General features: G+C 67.0%; 19 protein-coding genes. 10 read left to right on the top strand and 9 right to left on the bottom strand.

The window, feature by feature from the left end; all coding sequences use genetic code 11:
- Window positions 1–53 precede the first annotated feature (53 nt).
- Complete coding sequence (locus tag M9978_RS04875; protein ID WP_254291856.1) at window positions 54–1,850, top strand: AcrB/AcrD/AcrF family protein; 1,797 nt, start codon at window positions 54–56, stop codon at window positions 1,848–1,850.
- Here M9978_RS04875 and M9978_RS04870 read toward each other — a convergent pair.
- Entirely contained in the window at window positions 1,847–2,470 is a 624-nt protein-coding gene (locus M9978_RS04870; RefSeq protein ID WP_254291855.1) for a MarC family protein, read from the bottom strand. The genes M9978_RS04875 and M9978_RS04870 overlap by 4 nt on opposite strands.
- Window positions 2,467–3,462, bottom strand: a complete 996-nt coding sequence (gene galE, locus M9978_RS04865; RefSeq protein ID WP_254291854.1) for a UDP-glucose 4-epimerase GalE — start codon at window positions 3,460–3,462, stop codon at window positions 2,467–2,469. The genes M9978_RS04870 and galE overlap by 4 nt, the downstream gene beginning before the upstream one ends.
- Before the next feature lie 68 nt (window positions 3,463–3,530).
- Here galE and msrA point away from each other — a divergent pair, with 68 nt between their 5' ends.
- Window positions 3,531–4,064 (top strand): peptide-methionine (S)-S-oxide reductase MsrA, encoded by a 534-nt coding sequence (gene msrA, locus M9978_RS04860; RefSeq protein ID WP_254291853.1) that lies wholly within the window; start codon window positions 3,531–3,533, stop codon window positions 4,062–4,064.
- Between the two features lie 99 nt (window positions 4,065–4,163).
- Here the strand turns inward: msrA and M9978_RS04855 are convergent, their stop codons facing one another.
- The 6 genes from M9978_RS04855 to M9978_RS04830 all read right to left on the bottom strand — a co-directional run bounded on the left by M9978_RS04855 (window position 4,164) and on the right by M9978_RS04830 (window position 11,202).
- A complete protein-coding gene (locus tag M9978_RS04855) occupies window positions 4,164–7,676 on the bottom strand; it encodes an autotransporter domain-containing protein (protein WP_254291852.1) in 3,513 nt (1,170 codons plus the stop codon).
- A 213-nt stretch (window positions 7,677–7,889) separates the two neighbouring features.
- Entirely contained in the window at window positions 7,890–8,432 is a 543-nt protein-coding gene (gene rpsI / locus M9978_RS04850) for a 30S ribosomal protein S9 (protein ID WP_254291851.1), read from the bottom strand.
- On the bottom strand, window positions 8,432–8,911 hold the full coding sequence (rplM, locus tag M9978_RS04845; RefSeq protein ID WP_254291850.1) for a 50S ribosomal protein L13: 480 nt from the start codon (window positions 8,909–8,911) through the stop codon (window positions 8,432–8,434). The genes rpsI and rplM overlap by 1 nt, the downstream gene beginning before the upstream one ends.
- Before the next feature lie 124 nt (window positions 8,912–9,035).
- Window positions 9,036–9,869, bottom strand: a complete 834-nt coding sequence (locus M9978_RS04840; protein WP_254291849.1) for a hypothetical protein — start codon at window positions 9,867–9,869, stop codon at window positions 9,036–9,038.
- Complete coding sequence (gene cutA, locus M9978_RS04835) at window positions 9,866–10,180, bottom strand: divalent-cation tolerance protein CutA (RefSeq protein ID WP_254291848.1); 315 nt, start codon at window positions 10,178–10,180, stop codon at window positions 9,866–9,868. The genes M9978_RS04840 and cutA overlap by 4 nt, the downstream gene beginning before the upstream one ends.
- A complete protein-coding gene (locus tag M9978_RS04830) occupies window positions 10,177–11,202 on the bottom strand; it encodes a COX15/CtaA family protein (RefSeq protein WP_367305044.1) in 1,026 nt (341 codons plus the stop codon). The genes cutA and M9978_RS04830 overlap by 4 nt, the downstream gene beginning before the upstream one ends.
- A 93-nt stretch (window positions 11,203–11,295) precedes the next feature.
- On the opposite strand from M9978_RS04830, the gene M9978_RS04825 reads away from it, so the two are divergent.
- From M9978_RS04825 to M9978_RS04805, 5 genes are all read left to right on the top strand, one after another.
- Window positions 11,296–11,679: a MerC domain-containing protein gene (locus M9978_RS04825; protein WP_254291847.1), complete on the top strand. Its 384-nt coding sequence runs from the start codon at window positions 11,296–11,298 to the stop codon at window positions 11,677–11,679.
- Between the two features lie 41 nt (window positions 11,680–11,720).
- A complete protein-coding gene (locus M9978_RS04820) occupies window positions 11,721–12,185 on the top strand; it encodes a Fur family transcriptional regulator (protein WP_254291846.1) in 465 nt (154 codons plus the stop codon).
- Between the two features lie 111 nt (window positions 12,186–12,296).
- Window positions 12,297–14,219: a 1-deoxy-D-xylulose-5-phosphate synthase gene (dxs, locus tag M9978_RS04815; RefSeq protein ID WP_254291845.1), complete on the top strand. Its 1,923-nt coding sequence runs from the start codon at window positions 12,297–12,299 to the stop codon at window positions 14,217–14,219.
- Window positions 14,220–14,314: 95 nt separating this feature from the next.
- On the top strand, window positions 14,315–14,785 hold the full coding sequence (locus M9978_RS04810) for a hypothetical protein (protein WP_254291844.1): 471 nt from the start codon (window positions 14,315–14,317) through the stop codon (window positions 14,783–14,785).
- Between the two features lie 97 nt (window positions 14,786–14,882).
- Window positions 14,883–15,353, top strand: a complete 471-nt coding sequence (locus M9978_RS04805) for a hypothetical protein (RefSeq protein ID WP_254291843.1) — start codon at window positions 14,883–14,885, stop codon at window positions 15,351–15,353.
- A 42-nt stretch (window positions 15,354–15,395) separates the two neighbouring features.
- On the opposite strand, the gene M9978_RS04800 is transcribed toward M9978_RS04805, so the two are convergent.
- The gene (locus tag M9978_RS04800; RefSeq protein WP_254291842.1) at window positions 15,396–16,064 is read right to left on the bottom strand and encodes an RBBP9/YdeN family alpha/beta hydrolase; all 669 of its coding nucleotides are present in this window, start codon (window positions 16,062–16,064) and stop codon (window positions 15,396–15,398) included.
- 205 nt (window positions 16,065–16,269) lie between these two features.
- Here M9978_RS04800 and M9978_RS04795 point away from each other — a divergent pair, with 205 nt between their 5' ends.
- The 3 genes from M9978_RS04795 to M9978_RS04785 are packed head-to-tail and all read left to right on the top strand — an operon-like array spanning window position 16,270 to window position 19,207.
- Entirely contained in the window at window positions 16,270–17,079 is an 810-nt protein-coding gene (locus M9978_RS04795) for an alpha/beta fold hydrolase (protein WP_254291841.1), read from the top strand.
- A complete protein-coding gene (locus M9978_RS04790; RefSeq protein ID WP_254291840.1) occupies window positions 17,079–18,260 on the top strand; it encodes a lipid-transfer protein in 1,182 nt (393 codons plus the stop codon). Before M9978_RS04795 ends, M9978_RS04790 begins: the two co-directional genes overlap by 1 nt.
- Window positions 18,257–19,207 carry an alpha/beta hydrolase gene (locus tag M9978_RS04785; protein WP_254291839.1) on the top strand — a complete coding sequence of 317 codons (951 nt, stop codon included), beginning with the start codon at window positions 18,257–18,259 and terminating at the stop codon, window positions 19,205–19,207. Before M9978_RS04790 ends, M9978_RS04785 begins: the two co-directional genes overlap by 4 nt.
- Window positions 19,208–19,225: the final 18 nt, after the last annotated feature.

Here is a 19,225-nt window from a genome sequence, read left to right as displayed (position 1 = left end):
GCCCTGAAGCCGCGCGCCGCCCTAATGCCCATCTGTCTGTAGGGGAAGCGGTTTTGGCCAAGCGTATCGGCGGTTTCGATCTGGAGCGCGAGCTCGACCGCCACTGGCTGCGCTGGACGCTGCTGGCGTGGGGCGTGATCGCCGGCTGGTATCTGTGGGATCGCTGGGGATCGGTCCAGAGCCTCGCGCTCGGCGATACCGACGACAATATGCGACTGATGCAGGTGCGCGGACTGCTCGCCGGACAGGGCTGGTACGACCTGCGGCAATATCGCCTCAGCCCGCCCGGCGGGCTCGACATCCACTGGTCGCGGCTGGTCGATCTGCCGATCGCTGCGCTGATCTTGATCTTCAAGCCGTTCGTCGGGACGGCGTTGGCCGAGCGGCTGGCGTGTGGAATCGCACCGCTGCTGCCGTTGAGCGTGACGATGGCGGCGCTGGGAGCGACGGTGCGGCGGCTGGTCGCGCCGACTTCATGGCCGATCGCGGTTATCGTGTTGCTCGGCTGCAGCGCGGCGCTGCTGATGTTCATGCCGCTGCGCATCGATCATCATGGCTGGCAGCTGGCCATGCTGAGCGTGACGGTGGCGGGGCTGACCGACCCGCGGCGCGCGCGTGGCGGGATCACCGTCGGGCTGTCGAGCGCGGCGTCGCTGGCGATCGGGCTGGAGCTCCTGCCCTATTGCGCGATGGCCGGGGCGATCGTGACGCTGCGCTGGGTGTGGGACGGCAGCGAGGTACGGCGACTGCAAGGCTATGCGCTGAGCCTTGCGGGGGGCAGCACCGCGGGGTTCGTGCTGTTCGCGTCGAACGCCAATTATGCGATGCGATGCGATGCGCTGACGCCGGTGTGGCTGTCGGTGACGGTGGCGGCAGGCGTGCTGCTGTTCGCGCTGAGCTGGCTCAACCCGGCGTCGCGCGGGATGCGGCTGGCGGGCGCGGCGGTGGCGGGCGCGGCGATCGCGGGCGGCTTTGCGGCGCTGTTCCCGCACTGCCTGTCGCGGCCCGAGGGTGTGTCGGACGAGCTGGCGGAGATGTGGCTCAACAATGTCCGCGAGGCGCGGCCGATCTATATGCACAGCTTCCGACTGGGCTTCCCGCTGGCGGTGTTGCCGGTGATCGGGGTGATCGGCGCCGGCGTGGCAGCGTGGCGCGCGAAGAATGCCGGCGAGTTCGTTGGGTGGGTCGCGATCGGGCTGTTCACCGCCTTCGCCGGGATGATGCTGCTATGGCAGGTGCGCGCGGGCGGCGCGGCGCAATTGCTGAGCGTGCCGGGATCGGTCGCGCTGGTGTGGATCGTGGTGCCGTGGTTCCTTGAACGCAGCTCGATGGCGGTGCGCGTGCTGGGCGCGGTGGCGGCATTCCTGCTGGTGTCGGGACTGTTCGCCGGCTTTGTCGTCAAATATGTGAAGGTCGACAAGCCGCAGTCCAACCGCGCCGCGGTCTATCGCGCCAATGCGCGCTGCGCGAGCGCGTCGGGCATGTCGCTGCTCGACCGCACTTTACCGCCCTCGGCGCTGTTCACGCATGTCGACCTGGGACCGCGACTGATCGTGATGACGCATCACAAGGGGATTGCCGGGCCGTATCACCGCAACGAGCGCGCGATCCTCGACGTGCACCACGCCTTCACCGGCAAGCCCGAGGCGTTCCGCGGCATCGCGCGGCGCTATGGCGCGCAATATCTGCTGGTGTGCCCGAACATGGCCGAGACGACGGTGTACCGCGCGCGATCGCCCGACGGATTCTACGGTCAGCTGTCGAAGGGTAAGGTGCCGGACTGGCTTACGCCGGTGAAGCTGCCGAAGAATGCACCTTACCGGCTGTGGCGTATCGAATACGGACGTTAGAGCCCGAAGCTGCGCTTCACCCCGTCGATCACGAACTGGATCGCCAGCGCCGCGAGCAGCACGCCGAGCAGGCGGGTGATCACCGATTCGATCTTGGCGCCGAGCAGCCGCATCAGCGGCCCGGCGGCGAGCAGCGCGATCAGCGTGAGGACCAGCACCAGGATCAGCGCGCCGAACACGACCGCGGTCTCGCCCGGCCCCTCGCTGCGCGAGACGAGCAGCATGGTGGTGGCGATCGAACCCGGCCCGGCGATCATCGGCATCGCCATCGGGAAGACCGAGACGTCCTCGACCTCGGGGGTCTGGCGGACCTTTTCGGCGCGGTCCTCACGGCGCTCCTGACGCTTTTCGAACACCATTTCGAGCGCGATCAAGAACAGCATGATGCCGCCGGCGATGCGGAAGGCGTTGAGGCTGATGCCGAGCGTCTTGAGCAGCACCTCCCCAACCAGCGCGAACACCAGCAGGATCGCGCTGGCGATCATCACCGCGCGGATCGCCATGCTGCGCTGCTGAACCGCGTTGGCACCCTTGGTCAGCCCGGCATAGATCGGCGCGCAGCCGGGCGGGTCGATCACCACGAACAAGGTCGCGAAGGCGGCGAGGAACAGCTCGATCATGTGCGTTCGGCCAGCTTGCGTTCCCATGCCAGCGCGTGGGTGACGATGCGGTCGAGATCGTCATGCTGCGGGCGCCACGGGAGCGCGGCGAGGATCGCGCGATTGTCCGAGATCAGTTCGTCGGGGTCGCCGGCGCGGCGGCCCTCCATGCGGCGCTCGATCTTCATGTTGGTCACGCGATCGACCGCGTCGAGCACTTCGAGCACCGAATAGCCACGGCCATAGCCGGCGTTGAGGAAGTGGCTTCTGCCGGAATCGGCGATCAGCAAGTCGAGCGCGTCGACATGCGCGGCGGCGAGGTCGCTGACATGGATATAGTCGCGCACGCCGGTGCCGTCGCGCGTCGCGAAATCGGTGCCGAACACGCTGACATGGCCGCGCTTGCCCGTCGCCGCCTCGGCCGCGATCTTGATGAGGTGCGTGGCGCCGGCGGTCGATTGGCCCGAGCGGCCTGCCGGGTCAGCACCGGCGACGTTGAAGTAGCGCAGCGCGGCGAAGTTGAGCGGATGCGCCACGGCGACGTCGCGCAGCATATGCTCGGTCATCAGCTTCGACATGCCATAGGGGTTGATCGGCAGCTGGGCTGAATCCTCGCGCACCGGCACGACCTCGGGAATGCCATAGGTGGCCGCGGTCGAGGAGAAGATGAAGTGGCGCACGCCAGTCGCCACCGCGCTCTCGATCAGGCTGCGGCTGGCGGCGGTGTTGTTGCGGTAATATTTGAGCGGGTCGCTGACCGATTCGGGCACCACCACCGATCCGGCAAAATGCATGATCGCGGTGACGCCGTGCGCGCGGATCGCTTCGCGCACCCTGTCGTCGTCGGCGACATTGGCGACGACGAGGCTCGCGCGCGGATCGACCGCCCAGTCGAAGCCGGTGACGAGGTTGTCGACCACCACCACGCGCCAGCCCGCGTCGAGCAGCGCCAGCACCGCATGGCTGCCGATATAGCCCGCCCCGCCCGTCACCATCACCGCGCCGTCGCGCATTCGTCTCACCTCTAGTTGCTCGCGATGCTCAACCCTATCTTGGGCGGCGTAGCAAGGAGTTGAGACGAATGACTACCGAAACCGCAATCTTCGCGGGCGGCTGCTTCTGGTGTGTCGAGGCGGTGTTCAAGGACCTGATCGGCGTCGGGTCGGTCGAGAGCGGCTATATCGGCGGGCATGTCGACAATCCGAGCTACAAGGCGGTGTGCAGCGGTACGACCGGCCATGCCGAAGCGATCAAGGTCGTGTTCGATCCGGCGCAGATCAGCTATGGCGACTTGCTCGACATCTTCTTCGCGACGCACGATCCGACCCAGCTCAACCGCCAGGGCAATGACGTCGGCACGCAATATCGCTCGGCGATCTTTCCACAGTCGCCCGAGCAGGAAGCCGCGGCAAAGGCCGGGATCGAGCGCAACCAGACGAGTTGGCCGGCGCCGATCGTCACCACGATCGAGCCCGATGCGCCTTGGTATCCAGCCGAGGACTATCATCAGGATTATTGGGAGGGCGAAGGCCAGCGCAATCCCTATTGCCTTGCGGTGATCCCACCCAAGCTCAACAAGCTGCGCAAGAGCTTTGCCGATCGGCTGAAGGGCTGACGCCGATATCCTCTCCGGCACGGGGAGGATATTTCCGTCTTCCAAACCGAAAAGGCCGCCCGGTGAGGGGCGGCCTTTCCTGTTTCAGCGACCTTCCGATCAGAAGTGGAAGGTGACCGATCCGCGATAGGTCTGCGCCGACAGGTCGTCGCGGAACAGCGTCGTGTCCGCGGCGAGCGACAGATCGACCGTCCCCGTGCGGAAGGTGATGCCGCCGCTGATCTCGGCCCAGTCCTTGTCGTCGCCGTTCAGCGCGAACAGCACGCCATTGCCCGCGCCACCGACCAGATTCGCACGGACGAAGCCCGGCTGGTCGTTGAACTCATGGACATAGGTGCCGGTCACATAGGGACGGAACGCGCCCTTGCCGCCCAGCGTCAGACCGGCGCGGCCCTGGAAGCTGTCGAACGCCTGACGGCGCAGGTCGAGCGCCATCGGACCGCCGCTCTCGAGCGCGCTGCCGAAGCCGATATGCGTCATGCGGACACCGGCGCGCGGGGTCGCTTCGAACGAATCGCCGCCAAAGTCCTGTCCGACGGTCAGCTCGGAACTGACGATCAGCGCCTGATCGTCCCCGCGCAGCGTGTAGGGCGTGCCGAGGAAGTTGACGGTGCGGGTGCTGCGCGTGTCGAGCAGGCCCGCGGTCACCTGACCTTCGACCGTCAGACCGCTGGCGCTGACGTTCTTGACGTAGAGCGTGCCCTGGAAGGCATCGCTCTTGACCGACTGGCCGGCGAAGGACGGCGTGCCGTCGAGGTTGGTGTAGCTGAACGCGAAGCCGATCAGGCCATTGTCGTCGACCTGAGTCTCGATGCCGCCGCCGACATACCAGCCGTCATAATCGTCACGGCCGGCAACCACGCCGGTCATGCCGCGCCCGTCGCCCGTCAGATAGCCGCCCGACACGAAACCGCTCATGGTTTCGGGCAGGGCGCCCTCCTGCAGCATCGTCGGCGCCGCCATGTCGCTGGCGATCGTCGGGCTGCCGACCGGCGAGAAGCCGAGCGCCGCGACCTGCACCGGCTGGCCGTAGCGTGCGAGCGTGCCGCCGAGGTTGGTCGGGTCGAGCTGCTGCAGACGGTTGCGGACGAAGCTCGAATTCGAGTCGACGGTGGCCAGACCGAGCGTCTGGACCGTCGATTCGCTCGCCGGCGCGAGGCTGTTGAGCGTCGCGATGATCGTCGCGGCGTTCTGCAGGTCGAGCGGGCCGTAGAGCGCGTCATAGCTGCTGGCGCGGCCGCGATTGGCGTCGAAGAGCTGGGCATAGGCGAAGGACGACGCGTTCGACGACGGCACCACGCTGGTATAGTTGCCCGCGGTCACGTTGAGGATGACCGAAGTCGGCGTGTAGGTCAGCGTCGGCGTGAGGATCGCGCTGAACGTCGCCGGCGCGTTGAACGTGCCGGTGCGGCTGGTCGCGGTCAGGATCGTGTAGCTGTTGCCGCCACGCAGCGTGGCTGCCGAGAACGAGATTTGCAGATTGCCGCCGAGATTGGCGGTGCTCCCGGTTCCGGCCACCACGATGCGGTCGGACGTGCCGTTCGCGCCGAGATCGACCAAATATTGCGAGCCCGACGACAGCACGAGGCTGCCGTTGAAGGTCAGCGTGCCGGTGGTGCCCACCGTGCCCGGCGCGATGCCGCCCAGCACGCTGGTGGTGAACGGCGCGTTGACCTGGCCGGTACCGGTCAGCAGGCCGGACAAGATGAGATAGTCGCCGGGCGACGCGAGCGTGCCGTTGTTGACGATCGTGCCGGTGTTCTGGCGGATCTCGATCAAGCTATTGAGCGAGGCGCCGCTGGCGATGGTCAGCTGCGAGGTCGCGCCCATGATCGAGAAACGGTCGACCGTCACCGACGAGTTGAGCGTCACCACACCGGTGTTGCGCAGCGTCACGTCATAATAGCGGCCGATCTGTCCGGTGGCGCGGACGCCGTCGACATTGTTCGGCGTGAAGTTGGTCGCGCCGGGCAGGCCGTTGGCGATCGTCGGCAGAGGACGGACCGTATCGGTATAGCCCGGATCGGCCTGCGCGGTTTCGACCGGCAGCGTCATGCCGCTGCTGTCGGTGACGCCCGCCAGCGCCGGGGCGTTCGACTCGCTCGAACCGTTTGGAACATTGTTCCGCGCCGCGCCCGTGGTGATGTTCTCGCACTCGTTGCTGACCGGAGTCGGCGTGTTGCTGGGCGACTGGAAGCACATTTCACCGAACTGCGGGCCATTGCCCGAATTGGCGCCGCCGAGATTGGTCGGCAGGCCGTTGACCAGCTGGCCACCCAGGATGATGTTGTAGTTGGGATCGAGCTCGGTCACCCAGGCGGTGCCATCCTCCCAGTTGCGGTTGCCCGCGACCGCCGTGACATAACGGTAGGGGTTGTTGGCGACGATCCAGTCCCAATAGAGGAACAGCGGCTGGTAGAAGCTCTGCGTGCCGTAGCTGCCACCCGGCTGGCCGGTGAAGAAGGTCGAGCCGCCCGACAGCACGCCGATCACCACCGGCTTCGAGAAGGTGCGGTCGAGGATCAGCGGACCGCCCGAATCACCCGGACCGGTCAACCCCTCGCGGGTCAGCGCGTTGTCGCGGAAGCCGTTGAAGTCCTCGGGATCGGCGCCTGCCTGGCCACGGCGCGGATCGTCGAAATCGAGGAAATAGAGCTGTTGCGGACGCGACGGCGAGCCAGTGGTGCCGAACAGGAACAGGTTTCGCGTGTTGATCGAGACCAGCGCGCCCAGCATGTTCTCGGCCGCGCGGCGGCGGAAGTTGCCGCCGGTGGACGAGCCGGTGGTGCCGTTGCCGAAGCTGCCATAGCCGGTGATGTTGACATGATAGCCGGTGCCGGTCGCGGTGTTGATCGTGCCCGGCGTCGGCAGCGGCGAGAACAGCAGCGCCCAGGTCGGGATGTCACGCGTCGGCGAATCGAGCACGGCGGTTGCGACATCGGCCTCGAGGAAGCACGAGGTCGCGCTGGTGCACGAGGCCGGCGCCAGCGAACGCGGGTCGTAGAACACCTGGCTGATATTGTAGAAGGACTGGGCGCGGTTGGTTTCGAACCGCCCGGCGCCGCCGGTGCCGCCGAGCAGCCAGCGGACGAGCTCGTCGGTCTGGCCGGCCGCGTTGGCGCGCGTGTTGGTCTCGAAGCCGATACCGACGCCGACGCCGCCCGAACCCGCGCCATAGGCGGTGGCCGCGCGCGTGTTCACGCAGTGCGCCGCGAACAGGATCGTGCGCGGATTGATCAGCGATGCGGTGCACAGCCCGATGAAGCCGCCACCGGCATCGGTGATCAGCTGGCCGACGCCATTGACGTTGGTGGGGTCATACGCATCGACCGGCGTGAAGTTGTTGTTGATCGTGATCTGCGGTGTTTCGACCGCCTCGTCCGGCGAGATGAAGCCGCTCTGCGAGGCCGGTGCAGCGCTGATCGTCTGCGCGATGTCGAACGCCTCGGTCGGGCGGCTGTCATGCGCCTCGAGCGATGCGGCGCCGAGATCGAGGCGCGGTGCGTCGCTTTCATCGGCCAGTGCGGGCGTCGCGGCCAGCGTCAGGCCGAGACCGGCGGCGGAGAGAAAGAGCGACGTGCGGATACGGCGCTGGTTGCGTGCGAAATTCATGACAAACCCCCTTGGCGTGACGCGGCCTGTCGTGGCCTGCTGTCGATGAACGGAGGCTATGGCCTTGCGGCGTAACGTCAAGCCCTAGATTGTTACTTTCGTTTCCAATTTCGCGGCCACAGATGCGCTTCGGCAACAGTTTGGCGCAGATTCATGAGAAAAAGGGCGGCCCCTTGCGGGACCGCCCTTTCGATATCCCCGATCCGGGTAGGATCAGCGCTTCGAGAACTGGAAGCTGCGGCGGGCCTTGGCCTTGCCATACTTCTTGCGCTCGACCGCGCGGCTGTCGCGGGTAAGGAACCCGGCAGCCTTGACCGGCGCGCGCAGCACCGGCTCGTACTTGGTCAGCGCCTGGGCGATGCCATGCTTGACCGCGCCGGCCTGGCCCGAAAGCCCGCCGCCCTTGACGGTGCAGATCACGTCATACTGGCCGTCACGCTCGGCGACGCCGAACGGCTGGTTGATGACGAGACGCAGCGTCGGACGCGCGAAATAGATTTCCTGGTCGCGGCCGTTGATCGTGATCTTGCCCGAGCCGGGCTTGATCCACACGCGGGCGACAGCGTCCTTGCGGCGGCCGGTCGCATAGGCGCGGCCGTAAGCATCGAGCTCCTGCTGGCGCAGCGGCGTGGTCGACACGACCGGCGCGCCGGCGAGATAGGCGTCGGCGCTGGCGATCTCGCCAGCAGGCGCGGCTGCGGCTTCACCGGCGGCGAGGTTGCCGAGATCGGAAAGGGACTGGCGGTTGTCGGACATTATGCGCCCACCTTGTTCTTGCGGTTCATGCCCGCGATATCGAGGACCTCGGGGTTCTGTGCGGCATGCGGATGCTCGGCGCCCTTGAAGATGCGCAGGTTGCGCATCTGCTGACGGCCCAGCGGGCCGCGCGGGATCATGCGCTCGACGGCCTTTTCCAGCACGCGCTCGGGGAAGCGGCCCTCGAGCACCTTGGCGGCGGTGATTTCCTTGATGCCGCCGGCATAGCCAGTGTGCTTGTAATAGACCTTGTCGGCCAGCTTCTTGCCGGTGAACTTCACCTTGTCGGCGTTGATGACGATGACATTGTCACCGCAATCCACATGCGGGGTGAAGCTCGTCTTGTGCTTGCCGCGCAGCACATTGGCGATCACGACCGCGGCGCGGCCGACGACCAGACCTTCGGCATCGACGATATGCCACTTCTTCTCCACCTCGGCCGGCTTCACCGACTTGGTGGTCTTCATCAGCGCCTTCATGGGGCCAGACCTTTTTGAACGAGTGACGCCGCCCCATGCGGAGCGGCGTGAACGGCGGCCAATTGGCGAAAAGCGAGTCGAAAGTCAAGCAAATGGCGGCTTTGCTGACGGGTATCATGATACCCTAACGCGCCACGCGCGTCACCGTCACCCGTTCCGATGCCAGCGATCCGTCGGGCAATACGGTGCGCACGGCCTCTTCACTCGAGATCAGCAGCCCGGTGCGCGGATCAACGCGGCGGAGGGTTTCGAGCGTCATTGTGCCCGCGGCCACGCCAGCCGGCCCCTTGACCGAGACCGGACCGGTCGCGCTGACCGACACTTCCAGCAGGCCGCGATCGTCGCGCACCGCGCGCAGGCCGTCGAGCTGCGCCGTGCCGAAGGCCGAGGCCGCGGGCACGCGCACCGCGCGCGGCGGCCCCGCCCCTTCCGCGGCGATGTCGGCAGCGATCAGCGGCACCAGCATCGAGGCGAGCATCGCGCGCTGGCGCTCGGGTGGAAGCTGGGCGAACATATCCACCACGGCGCGCGCGCGGGCTGCCCGAACCCGATCCGCAGCCTCGCCCGGCGGGGAGAGCGCGGCGAGGCCGTCGAGCATCGCCTGCCACGCCGCGGCCTGATCGGTCATGCCGGTGACACGGCCCTGCGCATCGAGCTGGAAGACGAGCGTGCGCGCGGCGAGCCGCGCCATGCCAGCAATGAACATCGCGGCGGGATCGTCGTCAGAGCCGCTCGGCGCGCTCGGCTCGACCGTCACCTCCGCGCGGAACCCGGCGCCGTCACGGCGGAAGACGACGCGCTTGGCGCTGACGAAGCGGCGCGTGACGCCGCTGTCGGTGCGCACCGCTTCGGCAACGACGCGTATCGGCGTGTCGAGCGGCGGAGCGAAGCTGGCGGCCAGCGCCTGCGCGGCGAGTGTGATAGCGGCTGACGCCGCAGGGACGAATGCGGCGATCAACGCGTCGAATCGTCCACCCAGGCCGCGATCGCATCGCCACCGGCGACGGGCCAGATCTCGATCGCAGGCAGCTCATAGCTGTGCAATGCCGCGACGCGGTCGGCCAGCTCGCGGGCGAGCTCGGGCGTGGTCTTGAACAGCGCGCGATGCTCGGTGGCGGTCTCGACCTTGTCCTGCCAGCGGTAGATCGAGCTGCACGGCCCCAGCAGGTTGACGCAGGCGGCAAGCCGTTCCTCGACCATCGTCCGCCCGATCCGCTCGGCTTCGGCGGCGTCGGCGAAGGTGACGTGGAGCAGCGCGATATCGCTCATTTGCGGCGGCCTATCGAATGAGCGCCCCATGCCGTCGCGGCGACGACGAGCGCGCCGACGGTCTGGTGGAGCACGGCGGTGTGGATCTCGACCCCGCTCATGACGGTGGCGATGCCGAGCAGGATCTGGATGCCGAACGCACTGTGGATCGCGATCGAAGCGCGGCGGTCGCCTGCTGCTTTCGCCCGGCGCGCGAGCACGACCAGCGCCGCGACGGCGACCCACGCCCACCAGCGATGGATCCAGTGGATCATCGCCGGATCGTTGAGCACCGCATCGAGCAGCGGACGGACGGCGAGCACTTCGGAAGGGAAGAACTTGCCGTTCATCAACGGCCATTGATCGGTGACGAGACCGGCGTTGAGCCCCGCGGTGAACGCGCCGAATACCAGCTGGACGAACAGGATCGCGCCGGCCAGCGCGCCGACCCCGGTCAGCCACGCCGGACGACAGGCCGGATCGCGGGCGAGCGCGCGCAGATCGAGCGCGGTCCACACCAGCGCCGCGAGGATGAACAGCGCCAGCAGCAGATGCGCGGCGAGCCTGAAATGGCTGACGTCGGTGCGCTGGGCGAGTCCCGAGGTGACCATCCACCAGCCGATCACGCCCTGCAGCCCGCCGAGCACGAGCAGCGCGGTCAGCCGCCATCCATAGCCCTTGGGAATCGCGCGGCGAACCGCGAACCACAACAAGGGCAGCGCGAAAGCGACGCCGATCAGCCGCCCGATCAGACGGTGTAGGTACTCCCAGAAATAGATGCCCTTGAACGCTTCGAGCGTCATGCCCTGGTTCAGCTGCTGATATTCGGGAATCCGCTTGTACTTCTCGAACTCGGCGAGCCACGCGGCTTCGCCGAGCGGCGGCAGCGTGCCGGTGACCAGCTTCCACTCGGTGATCGACAGACCGGATTCGGTGAGGCGGGTGATGCCGCCGACCATCACCATCAGAACGATCAGCGCGGCGACGGCGAACAGCCAGTTGGCGATGGCGCGCGGGCGCACGGGATTGCGAAACTCGGACACGGGCGCGGTTTATGCGCTGGAAACCGCAAATGCCAGCGGGGTTATCCTCAATGTTATATTGTAACTTAACGCCCAGCGGGCTATATCGCGGGCATGGCCACCGCCTTCGCCCCCCGATTCTGGGAACAGGTCGATTCGCGCTTCGATCGCTTTGCGATCGGGCTGTCGAGCCTGTGCCTTGCGCATTGCGTGGCGAGCACCGTGTTGCTGGCGCTGATGAGCGCGGCGGGCGCGCTGCTGCATCCGCTGATCCATGAGGTCGGGCTGGCGCTGGCGATCGTGTTCGGCATCATCGCGCTGGGCCGCGGCATCTTCATGCACGGATACATGATGCCCGCCGCGGTCGGCGCATTCGGCCTCGGCATGATGGCCGGTGCGCTGACGCTGCCGCATGGCGGACAGGAGATCGTCTGGACGCTGATCGGCGTGTCGGTGCTGGCGTTGGGACATGATCTGAACCGCAGAGCCACCTACTGACTTCACTTGCTGCGAACCCCTCGCAAGCCTACATCTGGGCTATGCACGCGCACGACCATCATGAGCATCACGGCAACGACCTGACCCACGCCGCGCAGGCGACGCTGGAGAAGGCGGGCGAACAGTGGACGACGATGCGCGCGTCGATCTTCGAGGCACTGGCCGGGTTCGACAAGCCGGCCTCGGCCTATGACATCGCCGAGGCGGTGTCGAAGCGCGAAGGGCGCCGCGTCGCCGCCAACAGCGTCTATCGCATCCTCGACCTGTTCGTGGCGTCGAACCTCGCGCGGCGGGTCGAAAGCGCCAACGCTTATGTCGCCAACGCGCATCCCGACTGCCTGCACGACTGCATCTTCCTCGTCTGCGACTCGTGCGGCAACACGACGCATCTCGATGACGATTCGATCACGAAGACGGTGCGGTCGGCGGCGAAGGGCGCGGGCTTTTCGCCGGTGCGGCCAGTGATCGAGGTGCGCGGCAAATGCGCCGATTGCGACGAGGCGTAGCGCCGCTTTTCACCGAAATCTCATCGCTTTCTCATGACCCGCGGCACTCGCCGTGGCACAGCGGCGTTGTAGCAATCGACACTAAGAAGGTGCTGGAGTAAGTGCGGACCGATGGCTGATCTTCCGAACACGCCGCTGCTCGACACCGTCGACACGCCTCACGACCTGCGCAAGCTCCAGCCCGGCCAGCTCCGCCAGCTGGCCGACGAACTGCGCGCCGAGACGATCAGTGCGGTCGGCACCACCGGCGGGCATCTCGGTTCCGGGCTCGGCGTGGTCGAGCTGACCGTCGCGATCCACTTTGTGTTCAACACCCCGGAGGACCGGCTGGTGTGGGACGTCGGGCACCAATGCTATCCGCACAAGATCCTGACCGGGCGCCGCAATCGCATCCGCACGCTGCGCCAAGGCGGTGGCCTGTCTGGCTTCACCAAGCGCAGCGAGAGCGAATATGACCCGTTCGGCGCGGCGCATAGTTCAACCTCGATCTCGGCCGCTTTGGGCTTTGCGGTCGCCAACAAGCTTGCCGGCAAGCCGGGCCGCGGCATCGCAGTGATCGGCGACGGATCGATGAGCGCCGGCATGGCCTATGAGGCGATGAACAATGCCGAGCAGGCCGGCAACCGCCTGATCGTCATCCTCAACGACAATGACATGTCGATCGCGCCGCCGGTCGGCGGGCTGTCGGCCTATCTCGCGCGCGTCGTCTCCTCATCCGAATATATGGGGCTGCGCAGCCTCGCCAGCAAAGTGGTGCGCAAGCTCTCGCGCCGGGTGCACAGCGCGGCCTCGAAGACCGAGGAATATGCCCGCGGCCTCGTGACCGGCGGGACACTGTTCGAGGAACTCGGCTTCTATTATGTCGGCCCGATCGACGGGCACAATCTCGATCACCTGATACCGGTGCTCGAAAATGTGCGCGACGCGCGCGAAGGCCCGGTGCTGGTCCATGTCGTGACCAAGAAGGGCAAGGGCTATGCCCCGGCCGAGAACAGCGCCGACAAATATCATGGCGTGCAGAAGTTCGACGTGATCACTGGCGCGCAGGTCAAGGCGCCGCCGGGGCCGCCATCCTACCAGAATGTGTTCGGCGAAACGCTGGCGAAACTTGCAGACACCGATCAGCGGATCGTCGCGATCACCGCGGCGATGCCGTCGGGAACCGGTGTCGACAAGTTCGCCAAGGCGCATCCCGAGCGCGCCTTCGATGTCGGCATCGCCGAGCAGCATGCGGTGACCTTCGCGGCCGGGCTGGCCGCGCAGGGGATGCGGCCATTCTGCGCGATCTATTCGACCTTCCTGCAGCGCGCTTACGACCAGGTCGTCCATGACGTGGCGATCCAGAATCTGCCGGTGCGCTTCGCGATCGACCGCGCCGGGCTGGTTGGTGCGGACGGCGCGACGCATGCCGGGAGCTTCGACGTCACTTACCTCGCGACGTTGCCCAATTTCGTGGTGATGGCGCCCGCCGACGAGGCCGAACTGGTGCACATGACGCGCACCGCCGCCGAGCATGACAGCGGCCCGATCGCGCTGCGCTATCCGCGCGGTAACGGCACCGGCGTCGTCCTGCCCGAGCCGGAATTGCTGGAGATCGGCAAGGGCCGCGTGGTGCGCGAGGGCAAGAAGGTGGCGATCCTGTCGCTCGGCACACGGCTGGCCGAGGCGATGAAGGCGGCCGACACGCTGGATGCGCGCGGGCTGTCGACCACCGTCGCCGATCTGCGCTTCGTCAAGCCGCTCGACGAGGCGCTGATCCGCCGCCTGCTGACGACTCACGAGGTCGCGGTGACGATCGAGGAGAATTCGGTCGGCGGGCTCGGCGCGCATGTGCTGACGCTGGCGAGCGACGAGGGGCTGATCGATGCGGGCCTCAAGCTGCGCACGATGCGGCTGCCCGACATGTTCCAGGACCAGGACAAGCCCGAACTGCAATATGACGAGGCGCGGCTCAACGCCGAGCATATCGTCGAGACGGTGCTGAAAGCGCTGCGCTGGAACGAGCACGAAGCAGCCGGCGGCGCGCGCGCCTGATCTTAACCGTCTAAACCGGTGTTTGGCCTGATCGGCGGTTGCGCCGGAGGGCTGCCATTGCCGATCATGCGCGCGTTCCGACAAGGGGAAACCGCATGATGTTGAGACTTTCGCTCGCGCTGCTGGCGCTGACCGGCGCCGCCACCGCGCAGAGCCGCTATCCCGACCCGGTGCCCGCACCGGCCGGATCGTCCAACCCCGCCTTCGAGATGTTCCGCCTCGCGCCGGGCAAGACCGAGGACTTCATCCGCAGCGTGGCGATCTGGGATCAGGTCAACGCCGCCGGCGGCCAGCCCAAGACGCATCTCTATCTGCACGAGGACGGCGAGGGCTGGGATGTGATGCTCTACAAGCCGCCGCGCACCCCGCCGACGCCCGCGCAGCAGGCGGCGATGGAAGCAAAGATGAAGGAGCTGGGGCTGGCCGGCGGGCCGCTGTTCTTCGTGACGATGCGGCAATGGGTCGCCGATCACGCGCATCTGGTGGTGACCGGACCGGTGCTTGCCGAAAGCTGGGTCGCCGAACTCGACAAGCAGCGCGCCGACCTGAAGAAGGCGCGCAAGTAGAAGTTACCCATCTAAGGCCCTGTCCTGCCCATTACCCGGGTTGCCTGACGGCGGCCCGGGGCAAATCATGCGCATGTCGACAATGAGGGAGGGCCGCATGATCCTGAGACTTTCGTTCGCACTGCTCGCGCTGACCAGCGCCGCCACCGCGCAGAGCCGTTACCCCGATCCGGTGCCGACGCCCGAGGGCTATTCGACCCCGGCCTTCGAGATGTTCAAGCTGGCGCCAGGCAAGACCGAGGAGTTCATCCGCGGCGTCGCGATCTGGGATCAGGTCAATGCCGCGGGCGGTCAGCCCAAGACGCACCTCTACCTCCACGATGACGGCGAAGGCTGGGACGTGATGCTCTACAAGCCGCCGCGCGCCAAGCCGACGCCCGAGCAGATCGCGGCGATGACCAAAAAGCGCATCGAGCTGGGTCTGCCGACCGGGCCGATGTACTTCATCGCGCTGCGCGAGAAGGTCGCCGATCACGCGCATGTCGTGATGAAAGGGCCGATGCTGGCCGAGAGCTGGGTGGCCGAACTCGACAAGCAGCGCGCCGATCTGAAGGCCGGCAAGAAATAAGGCCGCTATTCCGGGCGGCGCAGGAGCCGCCCGGAAACCATGTCAGCTCGCGCCGAGATAATGGCGCTGCGCCGCGTCGGTGGCGTTGATCGCGAGCACGCGGTGCGCCTCGACGGGGGTATGGCGGCCGCGGCGGTCGGACGCCGCGTCGAGTACGCGGTCGAGCAGCACCTGCCCATCCTGCCACCAGCCGAGATCGCTGTCGGCGTTAAGATGCCCCTGCGGCCCGGCATCGACGAACACGCTGCCCCAATTTGCCGCCAGATTGCGCGCATGATCGATCCCGACCCACGGATCGTCGCTACTCGCCACCAGGATCGACGGGAAGGGCAGCGGCTTGGCCGGCGAGGGCGAGAAGGCGCGCAATGCCTCGTGCGAGCCGCCATCGACATCCGCCGGCGCGACCAGCAGCGCGCCGGCGACCGGCGTGCCATAGGTCTGCCCCGCCAGCTCCGACCACCACGCGACGGCAAGGCAGCCGAGGCTGTGCGCGGCCAGCACCACCGGCCCTTCGGCCTCGCGGATCGCCTGGTCGAGCTTGGTCACCCAGCTGTTGCGGTGCGGCGTGTGCCACATGCCGAGCTCGACCCGGCGCGTATCGGGCCGCGCGCTTTCCCACAGGCTCTGCCAGTGCGACGGCCCCGAGCCGCCCAGCCCGGGAACGGTGAGGACGATCGGCGAATTCACGTCATGGCTCGAGAAGATGGACATGCCATTGTTCCTTTGTCTGACGACTCCATGCGACCGAACATATTCCCATCGATTAGATAGGCAATAAACATTGCGTTGGGCGGAAGCATGGCTGCGATTGGCCGTTTCGCGATAGTAATTAATTGAGTTGTGAATGAAGATTGACACGGACGGACGATCGGTGGATCAATCCGGCCATCAACAAACCTCTGGGGAGAGGACCGTCATGCCATTCGTCGAGAGCAACGGCGCGCGCATTCACTGGCAGGCCGAAGGCTCGGGCACACCGGTGCTGCTGATCATGGGCCATCTGTACAGCTCGGCCATGTGGTATCCGCTTGTCCCCGCGCTAGCCAAGCGGCACCGCGTGATCCGCTTCGACAATCGCGGCACCGGGCAGAGCGACACCACCCGCGGCGTCACCGTCGAACAGATGGCCGCGGATGCGCTGGCGGTGCTCGAAGCGGCGGGCGAGACCTCGGCGCATGTCTATGGCGTGTCGATGGGCGGCGGCATCGCGGCGGAGTTCGCGATGGCTTACCCCGAGCGGACGCGGTCGGTGACGCTCGGCTGCACGCTGCTGAAGACCGAGAAGACCGATCCCGCCGCCGCGCGGCGTGCCTTGGTCTATAAATTCCCGCGCTGGCTGGTGAAGCTGATCTTCCGGCTGACGGTGAAGCCGGAAGGCTATGGCAGCAATGCCCCGCGCGATGCGGCCGAGCGCGACATCGCGGTGCTGCGCAAGGACCGTTTCACCATGGCCGGGGTGCGCGAACAGGCGATGGCGATCGCCAACTATGCCACGACACGCCAACGCGCGCGGGCGAAGATCACCATGCCGGCACTGGCGCTGCACGGCGACGAGGACAAGGCCGTGCCGGTCGAAAAGGGCCGTGAATGGGCGGAGATCCTGCCCCACGCCAAATATGTCGAGTATCCGGGCGCCGGGCATAATTATCTGGTCGCGTACAACGCGGAATCGAACCGGGAATTCATCGATTTTATCGAGGACGTCGACGCGAAGGGAACGCGGTGATGGTCAAGGCGCGCATCGCCGGGGTTGGCATGATCCCGTTCGCCAAGCCCGGCCAGAGCGAAGACTGGGACGTGATGGCCGAGAAGGCGATCTGGCTCGCGCTCGCCGATGCCGGGGTGAGCTACGACCAGATCCAGCAAGCCTATGCCGGCTATGTCTATGCCGATTCGACCGCGGGCCAGTCAGCCGCCTATCGCGTCGGCTGCACCGGCATCCCGATCGTCAACGTCAACAACAACTGCTCGACCGGCTCGACCGCGCTGTACCTCGCGCGGCAGATGATCGAGGCGGGCGCGGCCGATTGCGTGCTCGCATTCGGGTTCGAGCAGATGCTGCCCGGCGCGCTCGGCGCGGTGTTCAACGATCGCAAGCGCACGCTCGATCATCATCTGACGCGGCAGGAAGCGATCCTCGGACAGGATGACGCCTCGCCCCTGGTCGCGCAGCAGTTCGGCGGCGCGGGGCTGGACTATCAGCAGCGCTACGGGACTTCGGACGAGGTCTTCGGGATGATCTCGGTCAAGGCGCGGCGGCATGCGGCGAACAACCCGCTTGCGCTGCTGCGTGCGCCGATCACGCTCGACGAGGTGATGGAGTCGAAACATCTCTACGGCCCCCTCACCCGCTTTCAGGCATGCCCGCCGACCTGCGGCGCGGCAGCGGCGGTGTTGGTATCCCCAGGCTTCGCCGCGAAGCATGGCTTGCGCGCGGACGTCGAGATCGCCGCGCAGGCGATGACCACCGACTATGCCGCGACCTTCGACGGCGGATCGATGATGAGCGTGGTCGGCTATGAGATGACGCGCGAGGCGGCGCGATCGGTGTACGCGCAGGCCGGGGTCGGTCCGGACGACATTCAGGCGGTCGAGCTGCACGACTGCTTCACCGCCAACGAGCTGATCAGTTACGAAGCGCTCGGCCTATGCCCCGAGGGCGGCGCGGAAGCCTATATCCGCGACGGCCGCAACAGCTATGGCGGCGATCACGTCACCAATCCGTCGGGCGGGCTGCTGTCCAAGGGGCATCCGCTCGGCGCGACCGGCCTCGCGCAATGCTATGAGCTGACGAACCAGCTGCGCGGCACGGCCGACGCGCGCCAGGTCGAAGGCATGAAGTTCAGCCTGCAGCACAATCTCGGGCTGGGCGGCGCGTGCGTGGTGACGCTATACGGCAAGGCATGACCGGTACGCGCCATCTCGTCGATCCTGAACTGCTCGACCTGCTCGACCAGTGGCCGCAAGTCACGCTGACCGACGAGCTGCTGCCGCTGGTGCGCGCGCCGGGGCGCCTGCCGCTGGGTGAGATCGTGAACCCCGAGCGCGTCGAGAAGCGCGAGGTGCTCGTGCCCGGACGCGACGGCGCGCCGGACGTGCCGCTGACGATCTATCGCCCGGCCGACCGCGCAGGCGAGGTGCTGCCGTGCCTCTATCACATTCATGGCGGCGGCTATGTCGGCGGCGCGGCGGCGTCGATGGAGCCGCTGCACCGGCCGCTGGCCGAGGCGCTGGGCTGCGTGCTCGCCAGCGTCGACTATCGCCTCGCGCCCGAGACGCCATTCCCCGGGCCGCTCGAGGATTGCTATGCCGGGCTCGGCTGGCTTCATGCCAACGCCGACGAGCTCGGCATCGATTCGGCACGGATCGGCGTGCGCGGCGAGAGCGCGGGTGGCGGACTCGCCGCCGCGCTGGCGCTGCTGGCGCGCGACCGCGGTGAATATCCGCTGGCCTTTCAGCAGCTGATCTATCCGATGATCGACGACCGGACCTGCACCGGCGAGCCGCATCCGAATGCCGGGGAATTCATCTGGAACGCCGGCAGCAACGCGTTCGGCTGGCGCTGCTATCTCGGCGCGGAGCCTGGTGGCGCGGAGGTGTCGCCCTATGCCGCGGCGGCGCGCGCGGAGGACCTTACCGGCCTGCCTCCCGCCTTCGTCTCGACCGGCACGCTCGACCTCTTCGTCGACGAGGACATCGCTTATGCCGGGCGGCTGATCCGCGCCGGCGTAGCAACCGAGCTGCACGTCTATCCGGGCGCGTTCCACGGCTTCAACGTGCATCCGACCGCGGGCGTGTCGCTGCGCTCGAACCGCGATGCCGAGAACTGGCTGAAGCGGCACCTGCACCCCTGAAGGCGCAGGCGCCGCGCG

The sequence above is a fragment of the Sphingomonas tagetis genome (genome assembly GCF_024211275.1).
Taxonomy (GTDB): Bacteria; Pseudomonadota; Alphaproteobacteria; order Sphingomonadales; family Sphingomonadaceae; genus Sphingomonas; species Sphingomonas tagetis.
This window is presented reverse-complemented; position numbering and strand designations above follow the sequence as displayed.

Excerpts from the sequence above, each read along its gene's own strand:
- M9978_RS04790 (WP_254291840.1), top strand. The coding sequence starts at position 17,079 with ATGGTCAAGGCGCGCATCGCCGGGGTTGGCATGATCCCGTTCGCCAAG.
- cutA (WP_254291848.1), bottom strand. The coding sequence starts at position 10,180 with ATGAGCGATATCGCGCTGCTCCACGTCACCTTCGCCGACGCCGCCGAA.
- M9978_RS04785 (WP_254291839.1), top strand. The coding sequence starts at position 18,257 with ATGACCGGTACGCGCCATCTCGTCGATCCTGAACTGCTCGACCTGCTC.
- msrA (WP_254291853.1), top strand. The coding sequence starts at position 3,531 with ATGACTACCGAAACCGCAATCTTCGCGGGCGGCTGCTTCTGGTGTGTC.
- M9978_RS04855 (WP_254291852.1), bottom strand. The coding sequence starts at position 7,676 with ATGAATTTCGCACGCAACCAGCGCCGTATCCGCACGTCGCTCTTTCTC.
- galE (WP_254291854.1), bottom strand. The coding sequence starts at position 3,462 with ATGCGCGACGGCGCGGTGATGGTGACGGGCGGGGCGGGCTATATCGGC.
- M9978_RS04810 (WP_254291844.1), top strand. The coding sequence starts at position 14,315 with ATGATGTTGAGACTTTCGCTCGCGCTGCTGGCGCTGACCGGCGCCGCC.
- rpsI (WP_254291851.1), bottom strand. The coding sequence starts at position 8,432 with ATGTCCGACAACCGCCAGTCCCTTTCCGATCTCGGCAACCTCGCCGCC.
- M9978_RS04795 (WP_254291841.1), top strand. The coding sequence starts at position 16,270 with ATGCCATTCGTCGAGAGCAACGGCGCGCGCATTCACTGGCAGGCCGAA.
- M9978_RS04805 (WP_254291843.1), top strand. The coding sequence starts at position 14,883 with ATGATCCTGAGACTTTCGTTCGCACTGCTCGCGCTGACCAGCGCCGCC.
- M9978_RS04800 (WP_254291842.1), bottom strand. The coding sequence starts at position 16,064 with ATGTCCATCTTCTCGAGCCATGACGTGAATTCGCCGATCGTCCTCACC.
- dxs (WP_254291845.1), top strand. The coding sequence starts at position 12,297 with ATGGCTGATCTTCCGAACACGCCGCTGCTCGACACCGTCGACACGCCT.
- M9978_RS04825 (WP_254291847.1), top strand. The coding sequence starts at position 11,296 with ATGGCCACCGCCTTCGCCCCCCGATTCTGGGAACAGGTCGATTCGCGC.
- rplM (WP_254291850.1), bottom strand. The coding sequence starts at position 8,911 with ATGAAGGCGCTGATGAAGACCACCAAGTCGGTGAAGCCGGCCGAGGTG.
- M9978_RS04870 (WP_254291855.1), bottom strand. The coding sequence starts at position 2,470 with ATGATCGAGCTGTTCCTCGCCGCCTTCGCGACCTTGTTCGTGGTGATC.
- M9978_RS04820 (WP_254291846.1), top strand. The coding sequence starts at position 11,721 with ATGCACGCGCACGACCATCATGAGCATCACGGCAACGACCTGACCCAC.